Source organism: Pseudomonas frederiksbergensis (assembly GCF_900105495.1).
Taxonomy (GTDB): Bacteria; Pseudomonadota; Gammaproteobacteria; order Pseudomonadales; family Pseudomonadaceae; genus Aquipseudomonas; species Aquipseudomonas frederiksbergensis.
Map to the genome: position 1 here is coordinate 2057667 of NZ_FNTF01000002.1, position 14063 is coordinate 2071729.

General features: G+C 57.0%; 16 protein-coding genes. 7 read left to right on the forward strand and 9 right to left on the reverse strand.

What is annotated here, in order from left to right; translation table 11 throughout:
- Positions 1 to 2 precede the first annotated feature (2 nt).
- The 3 genes from folE to BLW70_RS09770 form a co-directional block, all read right to left on the reverse strand.
- Complete coding sequence (gene folE / locus BLW70_RS09760; protein ID WP_074873821.1) at positions 3 to 578, reverse strand: GTP cyclohydrolase I FolE; 576 nt, start codon at positions 576 to 578, stop codon at positions 3 to 5.
- Positions 579 to 600: 22 nt separating this feature from the next.
- On the reverse strand, positions 601 to 1311 hold the full coding sequence (gene folM, locus BLW70_RS09765) for a dihydromonapterin reductase (protein WP_074873822.1): 711 nt from the start codon (positions 1309 to 1311) through the stop codon (positions 601 to 603).
- 117 nt (positions 1312 to 1428) lie between these two features.
- Positions 1429 to 1998, reverse strand: coding sequence for an antibiotic biosynthesis monooxygenase (locus BLW70_RS09770; RefSeq protein WP_074873823.1), 570 nt, complete (start codon positions 1996 to 1998; stop codon positions 1429 to 1431).
- Between the two features lie 211 nt (positions 1999 to 2209).
- Between BLW70_RS09770 and BLW70_RS09775 the strand changes: the two genes are divergently transcribed.
- A complete protein-coding gene (locus BLW70_RS09775; RefSeq protein ID WP_074873824.1) occupies positions 2210 to 3169 on the forward strand; it encodes a MerR family transcriptional regulator in 960 nt (319 codons plus the stop codon).
- Between the two features lies 1 nt (position 3170).
- On the opposite strand, the gene BLW70_RS09780 is transcribed toward BLW70_RS09775, so the two are convergent.
- The gene (locus BLW70_RS09780; RefSeq protein WP_074873825.1) at positions 3171 to 3776 is read right to left on the reverse strand and encodes a hypothetical protein; all 606 of its coding nucleotides are present in this window, start codon (positions 3774 to 3776) and stop codon (positions 3171 to 3173) included.
- A 54-nt stretch (positions 3777 to 3830) separates the two neighbouring features.
- On the reverse strand, positions 3831 to 4307 hold the full coding sequence (locus BLW70_RS09785) for a PAS domain-containing protein (protein WP_074873826.1): 477 nt from the start codon (positions 4305 to 4307) through the stop codon (positions 3831 to 3833).
- A gap of 153 nt (positions 4308 to 4460) precedes the next feature.
- Between BLW70_RS09785 and BLW70_RS09790 the strand changes: the two genes are divergently transcribed.
- Positions 4461 to 4916, forward strand: coding sequence for a flavodoxin (locus BLW70_RS09790; protein WP_074873827.1), 456 nt, complete (start codon positions 4461 to 4463; stop codon positions 4914 to 4916).
- Here the strand turns inward: BLW70_RS09790 and BLW70_RS09795 are convergent.
- Positions 4897 to 5793 carry a LysR family transcriptional regulator gene (locus tag BLW70_RS09795; RefSeq protein ID WP_074873828.1) on the reverse strand — a complete coding sequence of 299 codons (897 nt, stop codon included), beginning with the start codon at positions 5791 to 5793 and terminating at the stop codon, positions 4897 to 4899. The genes BLW70_RS09790 and BLW70_RS09795 overlap by 20 nt on opposite strands.
- Before the next feature lie 96 nt (positions 5794 to 5889).
- Here BLW70_RS09795 and BLW70_RS09800 point away from each other — a divergent pair, with 96 nt between their 5' ends.
- From BLW70_RS09800 to BLW70_RS09820, 5 genes are all read left to right on the forward strand, one after another.
- The gene (locus tag BLW70_RS09800; RefSeq protein WP_074873829.1) at positions 5890 to 6276 is read left to right on the forward strand and encodes a CidA/LrgA family protein; all 387 of its coding nucleotides are present in this window, start codon (positions 5890 to 5892) and stop codon (positions 6274 to 6276) included.
- On the forward strand, positions 6266 to 6952 hold the full coding sequence (locus BLW70_RS09805; protein ID WP_074873830.1) for an LrgB family protein: 687 nt from the start codon (positions 6266 to 6268) through the stop codon (positions 6950 to 6952). Before BLW70_RS09800 ends, BLW70_RS09805 begins: the two co-directional genes overlap by 11 nt.
- Before the next feature lie 147 nt (positions 6953 to 7099).
- Entirely contained in the window at positions 7100 to 7882 is a 783-nt protein-coding gene (locus BLW70_RS09810; protein ID WP_074873831.1) for a class II aldolase/adducin family protein, read from the forward strand.
- The gene (locus BLW70_RS09815; RefSeq protein ID WP_074873832.1) at positions 7882 to 8784 is read left to right on the forward strand and encodes an alpha/beta fold hydrolase; all 903 of its coding nucleotides are present in this window, start codon (positions 7882 to 7884) and stop codon (positions 8782 to 8784) included. The genes BLW70_RS09810 and BLW70_RS09815 overlap by 1 nt, the downstream gene beginning before the upstream one ends.
- A gap of 111 nt (positions 8785 to 8895) precedes the next feature.
- Positions 8896 to 9807, forward strand: a complete 912-nt coding sequence (locus BLW70_RS09820; RefSeq protein WP_074873833.1) for an SDR family oxidoreductase — start codon at positions 8896 to 8898, stop codon at positions 9805 to 9807.
- A 79-nt stretch (positions 9808 to 9886) separates the two neighbouring features.
- Here the strand turns inward: BLW70_RS09820 and BLW70_RS09825 are convergent, their stop codons facing one another.
- The 3 genes from BLW70_RS09825 to BLW70_RS09835 all read right to left on the reverse strand — a co-directional run bounded on the left by BLW70_RS09825 (position 9887) and on the right by BLW70_RS09835 (position 13446).
- Positions 9887 to 10654 (reverse strand): N-acetylmuramoyl-L-alanine amidase, encoded by a 768-nt coding sequence (locus tag BLW70_RS09825; protein WP_074873834.1) that lies wholly within the window; start codon positions 10652 to 10654, stop codon positions 9887 to 9889.
- Between the two features lie 225 nt (positions 10655 to 10879).
- A complete protein-coding gene (locus tag BLW70_RS09830) occupies positions 10880 to 11146 on the reverse strand; it encodes a bacteriocin immunity protein (protein WP_074873835.1) in 267 nt (88 codons plus the stop codon).
- A gap of 2 nt (positions 11147 to 11148) precedes the next feature.
- Entirely contained in the window at positions 11149 to 13446 is a 2298-nt protein-coding gene (locus BLW70_RS09835) for an S-type pyocin domain-containing protein (protein WP_074873836.1), read from the reverse strand.
- Between the last annotated feature and the right edge of the window lie 617 nt (positions 13447 to 14063).

The following is a 14063-nucleotide window of genomic DNA, read 5'->3' on the forward strand; positions in this document are numbered from 1 at the left end:
TGCTACTTGCTCCGTCCAATCAATTGCAGGAACTCCTGGCGGGTATTGCTCGACTCGCGGAAGGCGCCGAGCATCACCGAGGTGTTCATGGTCGAATTCTGTTTCTCGACGCCGCGCATCATCATGCACATGTGCTTGGCTTCGATGACCACCGCAACGCCCGCCGCGCCGGTCACTTGCTGTACAGCTTCGGCGATTTGCCGAGTGAGGTTTTCCTGGATTTGCAGGCGACGGGCGAACATGTCCACCAGTCGCGCAATCTTCGACAGGCCCAGTACTTTGCCCGTTGGAATATAAGCCACATGCGCCTTGCCGATGAAGGGCAGCATGTGATGTTCGCAGAGCGAATACAGCTCGATGTTGTCGACGATGATCATTTCATCGTTGTCGGACGCGAACAGCGCGCCGTTGACGATTTCTTCGACACTTTGCTCATAACCACGGCAGAGGTACTGCATGGCTTTTGCCGCGCGAACCGGGGTGTCTTGCAGACCCTCGCGGTCGGGGTTTTCACCGAGGCCGATGAGGATCTCGCGGTAGCTCTGGGACAAGGCGTTCTGGGGCAGGGAAAACGTCATGGAACATCCTCGCGGGGGCCGCTTATTTGATGTGCCGTCCGCCGTTGACGGTCAGGGTCGTGCCGGTGACATAAGGGTTGTCGAGCAAATAACGCAGGCTCTGGTAGATCACTTCGCCGCCGGGCTCGATGCCCAGCGCGGATTTGGCCAATACCTTGGCGCGGTATGCCGCGTCATCGTCGGGGTTGAACATTAGCAGGGCTGGCGCGATCCCGTTGACCTTGATTGTCGGCGCGTATTTCGCGGCGAAGGACAGGGTGAGGCTGTCGAGCCCGGCTTTGCTGGCGCAGTAGCCAATATGCTTGCTGCTGCCCTTGCGGGTCACGTCGTCGCTGATGTGCACGATGTCGGCGGGGCTTGAGCGTTGCAGCAAGTCGGCACAATGCAGATTGATCAGGTAGGGCGCCAGCATGTGGACGTTGAACATGCGGGTGAAGGCTGCGGCGTCGGTGTCCGGGGTTTCGGCCAGCCACTCGGAGGCGTTGTGGACGATTGCCCGCAGGCTGTCGGTGTGGTTTTTCAGTTCGCTGATGAACGCGAAGATCCCGGCTTCAGTGGCGAAGTCGGCAAACACCGCGATAGCCCCCAGGTCGCGCAGGACTTGCACGCCGGGGCGTTCACTGCGGTAGCTGAAGATCACCGGCTGGCCATCCTCGAGCAAACGCTGCGCACAGTGCAGGCCGACACGTTGGCCGGCGCCAGTGATGAGGATTGGGGCTACGGAAGAGGTCATGAACGGCTCGCGTCGCGGTAAGAGCAAAACTATACCAGCGCGCGGCGGCATTCACCTACCGTGGGGCTTTCCCTGTGGGAGCGAGCCGCCCGGAGCCGGCTCGCTCCCACAGGGAAGTTAGTGGTTTTGAGGAGTGGGTGCAGCGGGCAGCGGCCGTTGCGGCGTGGTGTTCAGCCAACCGGCCAGCAGACGGGTCGACAGCGGAATGAAGAAGTAGACCATCAGCGGGGTCAGGCACAAGGTGCTGATGAACACCCGGCTCAGCAAACCCATGTCGCTCAGCAATGGCCCGAGGATAAAGTTGAACAGCAGGGAAACCGGAAAGAATGCCAACCAGATCGCCACGGCCTGTTTCCAGCGTGGTGGGCGCTGGCCAGCCGCGCCGAACCAGCCTTCGATGCCGCTGACTCGATGTTCCGTTGGATCGGCAAACAGGTCACTGCCGCGTGCCAGCCATGCGGTGCGCGAGGCGGAATGCTCCCAGGCGTGCAAAGTCTGCTCGTCGGCAAAGCGGAAAATAATCTGGAATTCGTCATCGTCGGGCGGCGGAGCGAGCACGCCAGAGCCGAGATAGCCGGGAAAATCGGTGGCCAGTTGTTCGCCTTCGCGCAACCAGGTAATCAGGTCTTGATAACGCCCAACGGCGACGCGGCGCGCAACCATCAGCGTGACGGGTGAGGTAGACATTGTGCATCTCCGTATAACAATCGCGTCGCTCCGGGTAGGAGTTTCGCCAGGCGCAGCGCCGGGGTGATGGGCTGCGTCGTGGAACAAGCAAGGATTATTCCTGATTCTGCCGGGTACGTCAGTGATGTTTGTCGCCAGCAACGTCTTGAATGGTATGGGGGCAAGGGAGGTAGAATAGGATCCAATTTATACATGGACGTAGAATTAAAAAATGCCTGTCCTGACTGATGTTGTCCCTGGATTGCAACCCGGTCTTCCACTCGAACAGGAAGACCTGTTTCCGATACGCGAAGTGTCGCGCCTGACGGGGGTCAACCCGGTCACGCTACGTGCATGGGAGCGCCGCTATGGGCTGATCCAGCCCGCGCGCACCGAAAGTGGGCACAGGCTGTATTCGTTGACCGATATCGACCGTATCCGCAGCATCCTTGGCTGGATCGAACGCGGCGTTGCGGTCGGCAAAGTCGGCAAGATCCTGGCCAGGATTGCGCCGCTTCAGGCTCTGTCGCACATCATCCCCAATGAACTGGTACAGGCTGACTACACGCAATGGCAGCAACAGGTTCAGGCGGCGGTGAATGCATTCGACGAGGTGCAACTGGAACAGGTTTATGGACAGATCTTTTCCAGTTATCCGCTGACTGTCGTGTTTCAGGACATTCTGCTTCCACTCTGGAAGCAACTGCGCCAGCGCCATGAAGCATTCGGCCAGGCCAGCGAGTGGCTTTTCCTGGATGGTTTTCTGCGTTCTCGAGTGTTGCAACGCCTGCTGCTGGTGCGTGTCCTGCAACCGCGACGGGTGATTGTCTGCGCCCTGAGCGATCAGTGTCGTGAACTCGATGTGCTGGTAACGGCGCTGTTTTTGAGCAGTGTCGATTCGGCTATTCAAGTGTTGGCTATCGGTCAGCCATTCGATGAACTGGCCCTGGTCTGCGAAAGAGTCAAACCCCAGGCGCTGGTGCTGATTTCCAATCACGCGCCTGCGCTCGAGTTGCCGCGGCGACTGAAGCGCCTGGCCTTGAGCCTGGATTGTCAGTTGTTGCTGGCGGGGGATGCGTCCGATCTGGTGCAGGAAAGCCTGGCGGGATCGTCGATTGGATGTCTGGGCAACGAAGGATTGGTCATGCGTCAGCGTTTGAAACAATTCCTGACAGGCAACCTGGACACCTGAATCAGAGATGCATGGCCGGATGCGTCAGCCGATGCTGTTGAAGGATGTACTGGCGCAGGCGTTCGGTTTCGTCCTTGTCATCCTGACTCAACTGATAGGCATAGAAGCCGTTCTCGGTTTCTTTCTCTAAGGTGCCGCGCAACGCGATGCGCTCGTAGCCAGACGGGCTGAACCACAAGGCAAAATGTTTGGGCGGTTTGGTCTTGTTGCGAACTTCCAGCAAAACCCCTTTGAAAGACACTTCGTGCACCCACATCGTACCGGGCTGGCCATTGGCATTCTCCAGCGCTACCGGTTCGTCGAGGACCAGGCGCCATGGCCGGATCATCGGTCCGTCTTCATAGATGCTGGGGACGCCGAGGCGTAAATGCATCGCGTGAAACTCGTCTTCCACCAAGTGCAAAGGAAAAGTCATTTGCTGGTTTTCGAAGTTGGCCTGGATGGTGACTTGCTCATGCGCGGCAAGGCGCGTGAGCAGGTCACGGATCTGTGAACCACCGTTGACGAGCAGGCTCGACGTCGCATCCCGCACATTGAGTTGCGGGTTGTGTTGCATGGTCTGGATAAAATCCAGTTCATCCTGAGTCAGGAGTGCGTCGCGTTGCATGATCTGCTCGACAGAAAAAGTTACAAAGTCACCGGTGATTGTAGTTAATGACAATCAATTCTTCGTTTTGTTTTCGCCGTTCGTCGCTTTTAGTGCGGCAAGCTCGGCCTGGACCTCAGCCAATTGCGCCTCCAACTGCGCGACACGCTGCTGGGCCTTGACCTGAAGGGTGACGTCTTTCTGCACACCGATGAAATAAGTCTGTCCGTCATCAGGGTTCTTTATCGTCGAGAGGGACAGTTCGTTCCAGAACGGCGTGCCGTCCTTGCGATAGTTCCTGAGGATTTCCCGGCAGGAACGGCCACTGCTCAAGGCTTCGCGGATCGATGGAAGCGCTTCCTGGTCGCGATCCCCGGACTGAAGAAAACGGCAATCCTGGTAGAGGATTTCTTCGCTGGTGTAACCCGTCAGGCGTTCGAATGCCGGGTTGACGTAAATCAGGATGTTGTCTTGCTCGCCTTCCTTTTCGGCAATCACGATGCCGTCATTGGAGGCGTTGATCACCATTTGCAGCAGTTGGGCGTTAATCATCGGAGAATCCTTTCCAATTTGATTGAGCGCTGCATTCTAGAAGAAGACTCATTGCTGTCTACTGGCCACCAACGTTAATTGAGAGTCAATCGCAGCTTTTTTGCCATGGCTGTTAATATCCCCCGTCTTTTTATTCAGCTCAGGATCAGATTGATGAAAGTCGCCATCCTTTCCGGCTCGGTGTACGGCACGGCAGAAGAAGTCGCCCGCCACGCTGCCAATATTTTAAAAGCAGCAGGTTTCGAAGCCTGGCACAACCCGCGTGCAAGTCTCGCCGAGGTCCAGGCCTTTGGTCCCGAAGCCTTCCTGGCGGTGACATCGACCACCGGCATGGGCGAGTTGCCGGACAACCTGCAACCGTTGTATTTCGCTATTCGCGACCAGTTGCCGGCTGCCTGGCGTGGCTTGCCGGGCGCTGTGATTGGCCTGGGCGATGCGAGTTACGGCGACACGTTCTGCGGTGGCGGCGAATTGATGCGCGAATTGTTCGGCGAACTGGGCCTGCGCGAAGCCCTGCCGATGCTGCGCCTGGACGCCAGCGAAAGCGTGACGCCGGAAACCGACGCCGAGCCTTGGCTGGCAGAGTTGGTCAGCGCTCTGCGAGGCTGACCGGCCGCTCGCGCAGCAAGGCGAGCCAGGCTTGCGCGGCTTTTGATAAGTACGCGCCCTGACGCCAGATGAAGGCGATATCCCAGCGCAGATAGCTCGGCGCGTTCAAGGTCAGGCGCACCACGCCTGGCCGCACCAGCCCGCGAGCCACCACGCGCGGCAACAGCACCACTCCTTGACCGGCCGCCACCAGCGCCGCAAGAAAGTCAGCCTGGCCGCTGCGACCACCTTCCTTCGGCGTAAAACCCAGTTGCTGGCAGGCTTGCAGCAAGCGGTCGTTGAGCACGAAGCTGCGCTGATACAGCAGGAATGGCGTGTCGGCCAATTCCTCCAGCCCAATCACAGTCTTCGACGCCAGCGGATGATCGGCCGGCAGCAGGGCGTCCAGCGGTTCATCGCAGAAAGGCTGGAAGGCGAACTGAGGGTCCTTCGTCAACAGGCTGCCACCCAGTTCCAGCTCTCCACTCAAAACGGCCTGTTCGATGCTCAGGCTACCGCCTTCAAGCAATTGAATGCTGATGTTGGGGTAGCGTCGCCGGTACTCGGCGAACAGTCCGGCGAACAGCGCGTCGCTGCCCAGCAGCGGCAAACCCAGGCGCAATTCCCCGCGGGCCAGTTGGCTCAAGTCATCCAGCTCACTGAGCAGTTCGTTGCGCAGTCGCAATATGCCTTCGGCCCGTTGCAGAACCACGCGGCCGGCGGCTGTCAGGCGCAGCTGCGAACCTTGCCGTTCGAGCAGCGCAGTGCCGAGGCTCTGTTCCAACTGAGCGATCTGTTTGCTCACCGCTGATTGACTGATGTGCAGGGTCTTGGCGGCTTGAGTAAAACCACCCTGATGCATGACCTCGACGAAGCTGCGTAGCTGTTTGAATTCCATCTGTATGATTCCATTTTGGAATGGCTTCGAGTCTAACAATTCGCTTCGGGTATGACAGCCCGCTCCTTAACATGAGCACCAGCGAGGACCGAAGACATGAATGCATCAACCTTTAAAAAATTGGCTCGACTGGCGACCGAATTGGCCGTGCTACTCGCCATCTACCTGCTCGGCTGCCAGATGGCCGTGTGGTTTGCCTGGCCGATTCCCGGTGGTGTCATCGGTATGGTGCTGTTGCTGCTGGCGTTCGCTTTGGGTGTGGTCAAACCAGCAGCGCTGCAAATGGGCGCCGGCCTGTTGATGGCCGAGATGCTGTTGTTCTTCATTCCGGCGCTCATGAGCCTGCTCGATTACGGCGGCCTGCTGCGCAACGACGGTTGGCGAATTTTGCTGGTGATCGGCGTCAGCACGCTGATGGTGATGCTGGTGACTGCCTTTACCGTGGAACTGGTGGTGCGGTTGAGGAGGTCTCGTGAAGCTTGAGCTGATGCCAATGTTCTGGCTGGCCTTCACGCTGCTGGCCTATCTGTTCAGTCGCTGGATCTATCGGCGCACCGGGCGCTATGTGTTGTCGCCACTGATTCTGGTTCCAGCCATGCTGTTGGCGCTCGCTGTGCCGTTGCACACCGCGTATGCCGAATATTCGAGCAACACCCATTGGCTGATGCTGGTGCTGGGCCCGGTGACCGTCGCTTTTGCAGTACCGATCTGGCAGCAGCGGCAGATGCTGATGCGGCATTGGTCGGCGTTGTTGCTGGGGATGCTGGCGGGCAGCGCGGCGTCCATCGGCAGTTCGTTCGGGTTGGCCAAGGCGCTGGCACTGGACAGTTCGGTGACGATGTCGCTGGTGCCGCGCTCGATCACCACACCTTTTGCCATGCCGCTGGCCCATGACCTGGGGGGCGTACCGGAACTGACCGCGGTGTTTGTGATGTTCACCGGGGTGTTCGGGGCGATGCTCGGCGGCATTCTGCTCAAGTGGTTGCCCCTGCGCAGTGCCTTGGCTCGAGGGGCGTTGTTTGGTGTCGGTGCTCACGGTGCCGGGGTCAGTCGAGCACATGAAGTGGGGGGTGAAGAGGGCTCGGTGGCGGGGTTAGTCATGGTTCTGACGGGGCTGCTGAATCTGTTCGCCGCACCCTTGTTGGCGGCAGTACTTTGACATGGATCCACGTTCATTGGCGTACTGACTCGCCAGGCCATCAAGCTGGCTGCCAATGCAACTACACGATCCCCGGGGCGTGACTAGACTGGTGTAACGTCGGTAAACAATAGAAACCCCAAGAATAAAAATCAGAGGTTCCTTGCCGTGAACGTTGCCCCCGTCCAATCGCCACACAGTGTCAAAGACCAGGTCAGCGCCGCCGAGTGGCAGACCCGCGTCGACCTTGCCGCCTGCTATCGTCTGGTCGCCCTGCATGGCTGGGATGACCTGATTTTTACCCACATCTCGGCCAAGGTCCCCGGTACCGAAGACTTTCTGATCAACCCGTTCGGGCTGATGTTCCACGAGATGACTGCGTCCAGCCTGGTCAAGGTCGATCAGGCCGGCAACAAGCTGATGGACAGCCCCTACGAGATCAACCCGGCCGGTTACACCATTCACAGCGCGGTGCACGAGGTTCGTCACGATGTCGTCTGCGTGCTGCACACCCACACCGCTGCCGGGGTCGCCGTGTCGGCGCAGAAACAAGGCATTTTGCCGATCAGCCAACAATCGTTGTTTGTCCTGTCCAGCCTGGCTTATCACGCCTACGAAGGTGTTGCGCTTAACCCTGAAGAGAAAGCGCGGCTGCAGGCCGACCTCGGCGAAAACAATTTCCTGATGCTGCACAACCACGGTCTGCTGACCTGCGGCAGCACCATCGCCGACACATTCCTGATGATGTTCACCTTCCAGCGTGCCTGCGATATCCAGGTGCTGGCGCAAAACGGTGGCGCCGAGTTGATCGCCATCGAGCCGCAGATTCTGGCGGGCGCCAAGGCGATGATCGCCGGCGTCACCAAAAGTGCTCAAGGGATGGGCGGCGCACTGGCCTGGCCAGCGTTGCTGCGCAAACTCGATAAACAAGACCCGGGTTATAAACTCTAATGCCTCTCGCCGAGATCCCTCTGTGTGTCTGGCGCAAACGCGGCCAGACGTTCGTATTCCGTGGCCAGACCATCCGTTACTGGACGGCGGGGCAGGGTGAGCCACTGTTGCTCATTCATGGCTTCCCGACCGCCAGTTGGGACTGGCATTTCCTGTGGCAACCTCTGACCCAGCGCTATCGGGTGATTGCCTGCGACATGCTCGGCTTTGGCGACTCCGCCAAACCGGTGAACCACGAATACAGCCTGCTGGAGCAGGCCGATCTGCAACAGGCCTTGCTGGCGCATGTGAAGGTCGAGCAGCCGGTGCACCTGTTGGCCCACGATTATGGCGACAGCGTGGCCCAGGAACTGTTGGCCCGGCATTACGAAGCGCGCATTGATATCGCCAGTTGTGTGTTCCTCAATGGCGGCCTGTTTCCTGAAACCCATCGCCCGATACTGATGCAAAAACTCCTGCTCAGTCCCTTGGGCTGGATGATCGGGCGAGCCTTTTCCCGTGACAGCCTGGTGAGGAGTTTCCGACAGATCTTCGGTCCGCATAGCCGCCCCAGCGAGAGCGAGATGGACGATTTCTGGAGCTTGATCGAGAGCAATCACGGGCCACGGATCATTCACAAATTGATCGCCTACATCCCTGAGCGGCGCGCCCGGCGCGAGCGTTGGGTCAGTGCGATGCAACGTGGTGAAGTGCCGTTGCGGGTGATCGATGGTGAGGTCGACCCCATCTCCGGCGCACACATGGTCGAGCGTTACCGGGAACTGATCCCGAATCCGGACACGGTCTTGTTGCCCGGTATTGGTCACTACCCTCAGACGGAGGCGCCGGGGCAGGTGCTCAAGCATTACCTGGAGTTTCGCGATCAGCTGGTTTCACCGCCGCGCAAGGTCGCTTGTTCCTGACTATCCCGCTGACTTATCGCGCACCATTCAGCCTCACCTCAGTTCATTGTGGCTCGCATTGTCGTGCCTGACACTCGAACTAATTGTCCCCTGGCCTGCTGGAGTCCCCCAATGAATGAGTCTGTGCGCTTCGAAGATAAAGTCGTGATCATCACCGGGGCCGGCGGCGGCCTGGGCCGGGCGCACGCGTTGCTGTTCGCCAAACAGGGCGCCAAAGTGCTGGTCAACGATCTCGGCGGTTCGGCTCAGGGCGAAGGCGCAAACGCTTCGGCTGCCGACCGGGTAGTGGCGGAAATTCGTGAGGCCGGTGGCGTCGCCGAGGCCAACCATGACTCCGTCACCGACGGCGACAAAATCGTTCAAAACGCGTTGGACACCTTTGGCCGTGTCGATGTTGTGGTCAACAACGCCGGGATTCTGCGGGACAAAACCTTCCACAAAATGGAAGACGGCGATTGGGACCTGGTTTACCGCGTCCATGTCGAAGGCGCCTACAAAGTCACCCGCGCCGCCTGGCCGCACCTGCGCGAGCAAAATTATGGCCGCGTCATCTTCACCGCTTCGACCTCGGGCATCTACGGCAACTTCGGCCAGTCCAACTACGGCATGGCCAAACTCGGCCTCTACGGCCTGACCCGCACCCTGGCCATTGAAGGCCGCAAAAACAACATCCTGGTCAACGCCATCGCGCCTACAGGCGGCACGCGCATGACCGAAGGCCTGATCCCGCCGCAAGTCTTCGAACAACTCAAGCCGGAACTGGTCAGCCCGCTGGTGGTGTATCTCGCCAGCGAGAACTGCCAGGAAACCTCCGGGTTGTTTGAAGTCGGTGGCGGCTGGATGGGCAAGGTGCGTTGGGAGCGAAGCCTCGGCGCCGGGTTTGATCCGCGGGTTGGTTTTTCCCCCGAAGATGTGGCGGCGCACTGGCAACAGATCTGCGACTTCGAAGGCGCGGCGCACCCGCAGGACAACCTTGAAGCGTTGAAGGAAATGATGGCGAATTTGCAGAAATATTCGATTTGATGGGAAACCAGCAAGGTCACCGCTTTTCGATCTTGCTGGTTCTTGATAGTCGATTCCGACATCTGGCTTGCAGCGGTGATCAAGAAAAATACTTGTGAACCAATGCCGCCAGATTCGCGGCCGTTTTCGCATCCATGATCCCGTTGTAGGTTTCCGGGCGAAAGTGCAACTGAAAGGCCCTGACCAAGTGTGCGAAGCCTTGTTCGGTTGACGCGCCGGAAACGTCGTATCCGTATGTCTTGAACAGTTTGAGCAAGTCGCTTCGGCCTGGAATGCCGGTCTCGTTGTATTGCTGCAGATAAGTGTCCCGGGTGACTTCGTCGAACCAGGCACCCACCCCTTTCAAGTAAAGGGCATGCCAGGGGAACTTCGGCCCTGGGTCACTCTTGCGGCCGACCGCAATATCCGAATGCCCGAGAACCTGGGTCGGGCTGATGTCCGGGTAGCGTTCGAGGATGTCCAACGCCAGCTCTTCAACGGCAGCAATTTGTTCCGGCTGATAGGGCGGAAAGTTGAAAACCCCTTGGCTAAACGTCGCAAGGTTGACGATTTCAACGCCGATGGACGTGTCGTTCAGATTACTTCGATTGCCCCAGGCACTGACGCCGGCATGCCACGCGCGCTTGGTTTCGTCGACGAGGTTGAAGACTTCCTGCCTGGTATAACCTGCTTTCAAGTAGCTCGGATCGGTGATGTCGGGAACCAGATAGTGGACGCTGACATTCGGGCCGGTGAGGGCATTGACTGAACTGGAGAAGTTGCCGGCGGTGTAGTGGAAGATCAGAAAGCGTACGGGCGTGTTGATGTTTTTAGTGTCGCGGTGTTTGTTGTAGTTAATAGGTTTCATGGGGATATTGCTCGCGATTAATTAGGTTGAAGTCAGAAAAGGTTTTAAATGAGCGGCTGACTTGTGATTAACCTTAATCGCTGGGATGCTTCGCGTGATTACAGAGTTATGTAGTCGCTTTCCGAGAAGTGTGTAAGTGGTCGGAAGTGTTGGGGGTTTGCATAAAGACTGGCGGTGAGTGTGCAGTATAAGAAGCAAGCACGAATGCTTGCTTCTTTGTTTGGATTACTGTGCTTCAGGTTTGAAACCGGGTTTGCCGTTGGCTGCCCGCCATTGTTTTATGGCCTTTAGTACACCGGCAGGACCGTCTTTCACACCCTTCTCTGGATAATATAAGATGTCGGTGCCGTTTGGATGTTCTGAAGTGCTTACAATGTTATCCACAAAAGCATCGTGCTCTTCTTCTGATGAGAACTTCCCCTGGAACAAGCGTTTTATAATGTTCAGGTACTCGGACTCTGTGTAATCTTCATATCTATCTTTAAGTGTCATTTTCACATTTCTCCTTTTTGGGAGTGGGCTTCGATGTGCTGCTTTGGTGTCAGTCCACGAAGATTGTCTATGTCGTAGACTGCGCCACCTTCGCTGATAGGCTTAACGTGGTGTATTTCAAATTTTTTCCGTCTGCCCACTTGTTCCGAAGACTTGGCACTTGGTGATAATCCATCTCTCAAATCAATTCTATTGAGTGGAGTGAACTGTCTATTCAAAAATCTCTCACTTGCTACTGTCTTCCAAAAGACTCTGCGAAACGCTTTGAAACTCGAAAACTCCCGCCCCCGAAGTTTATCCGCAATCTGCTTGGGGATCGGCGCCCCTTCCAGCGTCGAGGCGGCACCCAACCAATTTCCTGAAACCGACTGTCCGCTCCCGCTGGCAACACCGGGATCCTGTCGCCGATCCCTGAACATCGTGAATGTCGGAGGGATCCCGGAGTCGATCGGAAAGACGGTGATGAAACCGCCAAACCCGTAGCGGTCCAGCTCCGGAAACGGATCGATTCGTCCCACACCGGGGGTGACGGTAGCGCCTTCATAGATCGGCAGGTCAGTGTCGACCAGCGGAAATTCCGTTGAAGGATCCTGCGGCTCTATCAGCGGCGTCCAGGTGATGACGGGGCCGTTGGAGACGGTGCTGCCGGAAACGTAAACATTCTTGCGTGCGTCAAAGTGAGCAAGCCTTACCGGAACACTGGCGGGCACTGTTACTCCGTCAGTGGTAACAACGACAATCTCTACGCTATTGCCTATGGTCCTTGAGCCGAGTCTCACCGGCAGGTCGATTTCCCCTCCGATAGCTGCCAGTTCATACAGGTCGGCCGTTGAATCAGGAGCGAGTTCTGACAGCGGAACACTTACGGAGAAAAGATCACCGCTACCCAGCCTGGAGGGAGCCAATAGAGCGGCGAACCCGACGAGTACCGGCGCTGCTACTGACGCGAGTGCGGCGATAGCCGCGGATACTGCAGCACGTAGCGCGGTCCTGAGCGCCAAGGAGGTCGCTGGGCTAACGCCGACAGTTCCTAGTGTGCCGGTAAACGTTGGGCCGAATGCCGCCATCGAACCGACATTGGCAAACGTGGGGCTTTGCCACCGAGCCTCTGTTTCCTCTCGCCATTGCGCCAGGAGGCGTGCTTGCTCGAGTTGTCGTTGGGTCTCAGCCTGTGCCGCTATTTTCAGATTCGCTAGTTGAGCTTGACGTTCAGCCACGGTAGTCGCTGTATCAATGATTTTCCGGCGAAGCTCCAGAATCTCTCCTTCCTTTTGCAGTTGCCTTTGTATCTGTTCGATGCGCTGCTCTATTTCCGTATGGAGACGAGCTTGTTCGGTTGCGAAACGACGAGCTGCCTCTACCTCATTGGCTTCAGCCTCAGCCAAAGCAGCTTTTAATCCTGCGATACGATCCTGCTTTCGCGCTTCTTCAGCCCGTAATTCGGCAGCAAATTCCGATCTAAGGTGCTCGAGACGTTCAGCGTTTTCGATTTGTATCCGGGCTAATTCCGCCGCCATCCATTGCGCGTGTTCCTCTTTACGGCGAGCCACTTGTTGTTTTTCTTCTGCTGCCAAGCGTGCCACTTCCGCCGCGACCCGTTGCGATTCTTGTTGCGCTGCGAGTTGTGCCCGCTCAGCGGCAATGCGCTGTGTTTCACGTTCCGCAGCCATTCGTGCTTGTTCAGCGGCCTGCATGGCACTGAGGGTGTGTTGAAGATTGGCTGTTCGCTGGTGGAGTGACTGCAAGGTTTGAGACAGTAATCTGGCATCGATCGCGGCTCTGAGTGATTGATTCAAGGCCTGCATGGCAACGCCATTCGGCCCCGGCCACTTCTCAATCTTTGTGGCCTTGATCATGAACTCATTGATATGCCGGTTAAATGGATCACCTCCATAAAACGCGTTGGCAGTGGCTGTTTTACTGTGGAACTCTGCTGTTTTGCGTTCAGTGAGTTTGTTCAGTACCTCTAATTCCCGGGCGACTGATTGCAAAGGTGGAACTGGATTCGTAGGGCCTTCATATCGGGTCGCTGCCAGTTCTGCCTCGATGGTTTGCGGTAGTTGGCTGGACCGGGTCTGATATTCCTGTTCCAGCGCCTTCGTCGTATTTATTACGGTGCCTCGATTTTGATTGTAAGTCGAAACGCCGGGTCCAAATGGTCCTGCTTGCAAATGAGTTCCACTTCGAGGCGGAGGTGTAAAGTGATCGGGTGCGATGCCTACTGTATGTACAGGGGTAGTTATTTCTAGAAAACCTGGCGGCGAGTTATTTTCCTGCGGCGGTTTTGGTGATTTTTGCATATTCATATCCTTTTGAATTTGCGCGCTATTTAAGATGTAAGTTTTTTGGAGTGCATGCACTGCCAACAGTTTTGTCGTGCAACTTCAAGTTACAGCTAAATGAAAAGTAATGGGTCTGAGAGGCGTGTAGGCTTTTGCATATAAACTTGAGGGGAGTTTCGATAAGGTGGGAATACGGGCGCGATTGTCCTCTGCATTAAAAGATGTTTCTTATGCAGTTACAGGAAATGTCTTGTAGGACTTGTTTTAAATATCTAGTAAAACGGGCTGGCACAAAGAACAACCGCCCATAAAAAAGGCCGCTGCAAACGCAGCGGCCAAAGCAAGACGATTGATCAAGGAGCAATAAATCAACGTCAGTGAACACGGGGCGATGAGTCGAACATCTTCAATTCATCTGAAATCTGATACCAATGGCGTGGACTGGCCACCGCCATTGCTTCGTGCTTTGCGGCTGGTTGCCGTGAAAGCCCGGCAAGAATAAGGCGTTGAGCCAAAAGGAAAAATAGCGATTCAAGACATGCACTGTTGCAGTCTCGGCAACAGTTCCATTTGTCATGGGATCTGGGGCGGCTGCTGCAACAGGTTTGCGAGCACAACGCCCTATGCACCTGGCT

What these genes read in the sequence shown, in the direction of transcription:
- folE (WP_074873821.1), bottom strand. Translation starts at nt 578, where the DNA reads ATGACGTTTTCCCTGCCCCAGAACGCCTTGTCCCAGAGCTACCGCGAG.
- folM (WP_074873822.1), bottom strand. Translation starts at nt 1,311, where the DNA reads ATGACCTCTTCCGTAGCCCCAATCCTCATCACTGGCGCCGGCCAACGT.
- BLW70_RS09770 (WP_074873823.1), bottom strand. Translation starts at nt 1,998, where the DNA reads ATGTCTACCTCACCCGTCACGCTGATGGTTGCGCGCCGCGTCGCCGTT.
- BLW70_RS09775 (WP_074873824.1), top strand. Translation starts at nt 2,210, where the DNA reads ATGCCTGTCCTGACTGATGTTGTCCCTGGATTGCAACCCGGTCTTCCA.
- BLW70_RS09780 (WP_074873825.1), bottom strand. Translation starts at nt 3,776, where the DNA reads ATGCAACGCGACGCACTCCTGACTCAGGATGAACTGGATTTTATCCAG.
- BLW70_RS09785 (WP_074873826.1), bottom strand. Translation starts at nt 4,307, where the DNA reads ATGATTAACGCCCAACTGCTGCAAATGGTGATCAACGCCTCCAATGAC.
- BLW70_RS09790 (WP_074873827.1), top strand. Translation starts at nt 4,461, where the DNA reads ATGAAAGTCGCCATCCTTTCCGGCTCGGTGTACGGCACGGCAGAAGAA.
- BLW70_RS09795 (WP_074873828.1), bottom strand. Translation starts at nt 5,793, where the DNA reads ATGGAATTCAAACAGCTACGCAGCTTCGTCGAGGTCATGCATCAGGGT.
- BLW70_RS09800 (WP_074873829.1), top strand. Translation starts at nt 5,890, where the DNA reads ATGAATGCATCAACCTTTAAAAAATTGGCTCGACTGGCGACCGAATTG.
- BLW70_RS09815 (WP_074873832.1), top strand. Translation starts at nt 7,882, where the DNA reads ATGCCTCTCGCCGAGATCCCTCTGTGTGTCTGGCGCAAACGCGGCCAG.
- BLW70_RS09820 (WP_074873833.1), top strand. Translation starts at nt 8,896, where the DNA reads ATGAATGAGTCTGTGCGCTTCGAAGATAAAGTCGTGATCATCACCGGG.
- BLW70_RS09825 (WP_074873834.1), bottom strand. Translation starts at nt 10,654, where the DNA reads ATGAAACCTATTAACTACAACAAACACCGCGACACTAAAAACATCAAC.
- BLW70_RS09830 (WP_074873835.1), bottom strand. Translation starts at nt 11,146, where the DNA reads ATGACACTTAAAGATAGATATGAAGATTACACAGAGTCCGAGTACCTG.
- BLW70_RS09835 (WP_074873836.1), bottom strand. Translation starts at nt 13,446, where the DNA reads ATGCAAAAATCACCAAAACCGCCGCAGGAAAATAACTCGCCGCCAGGT.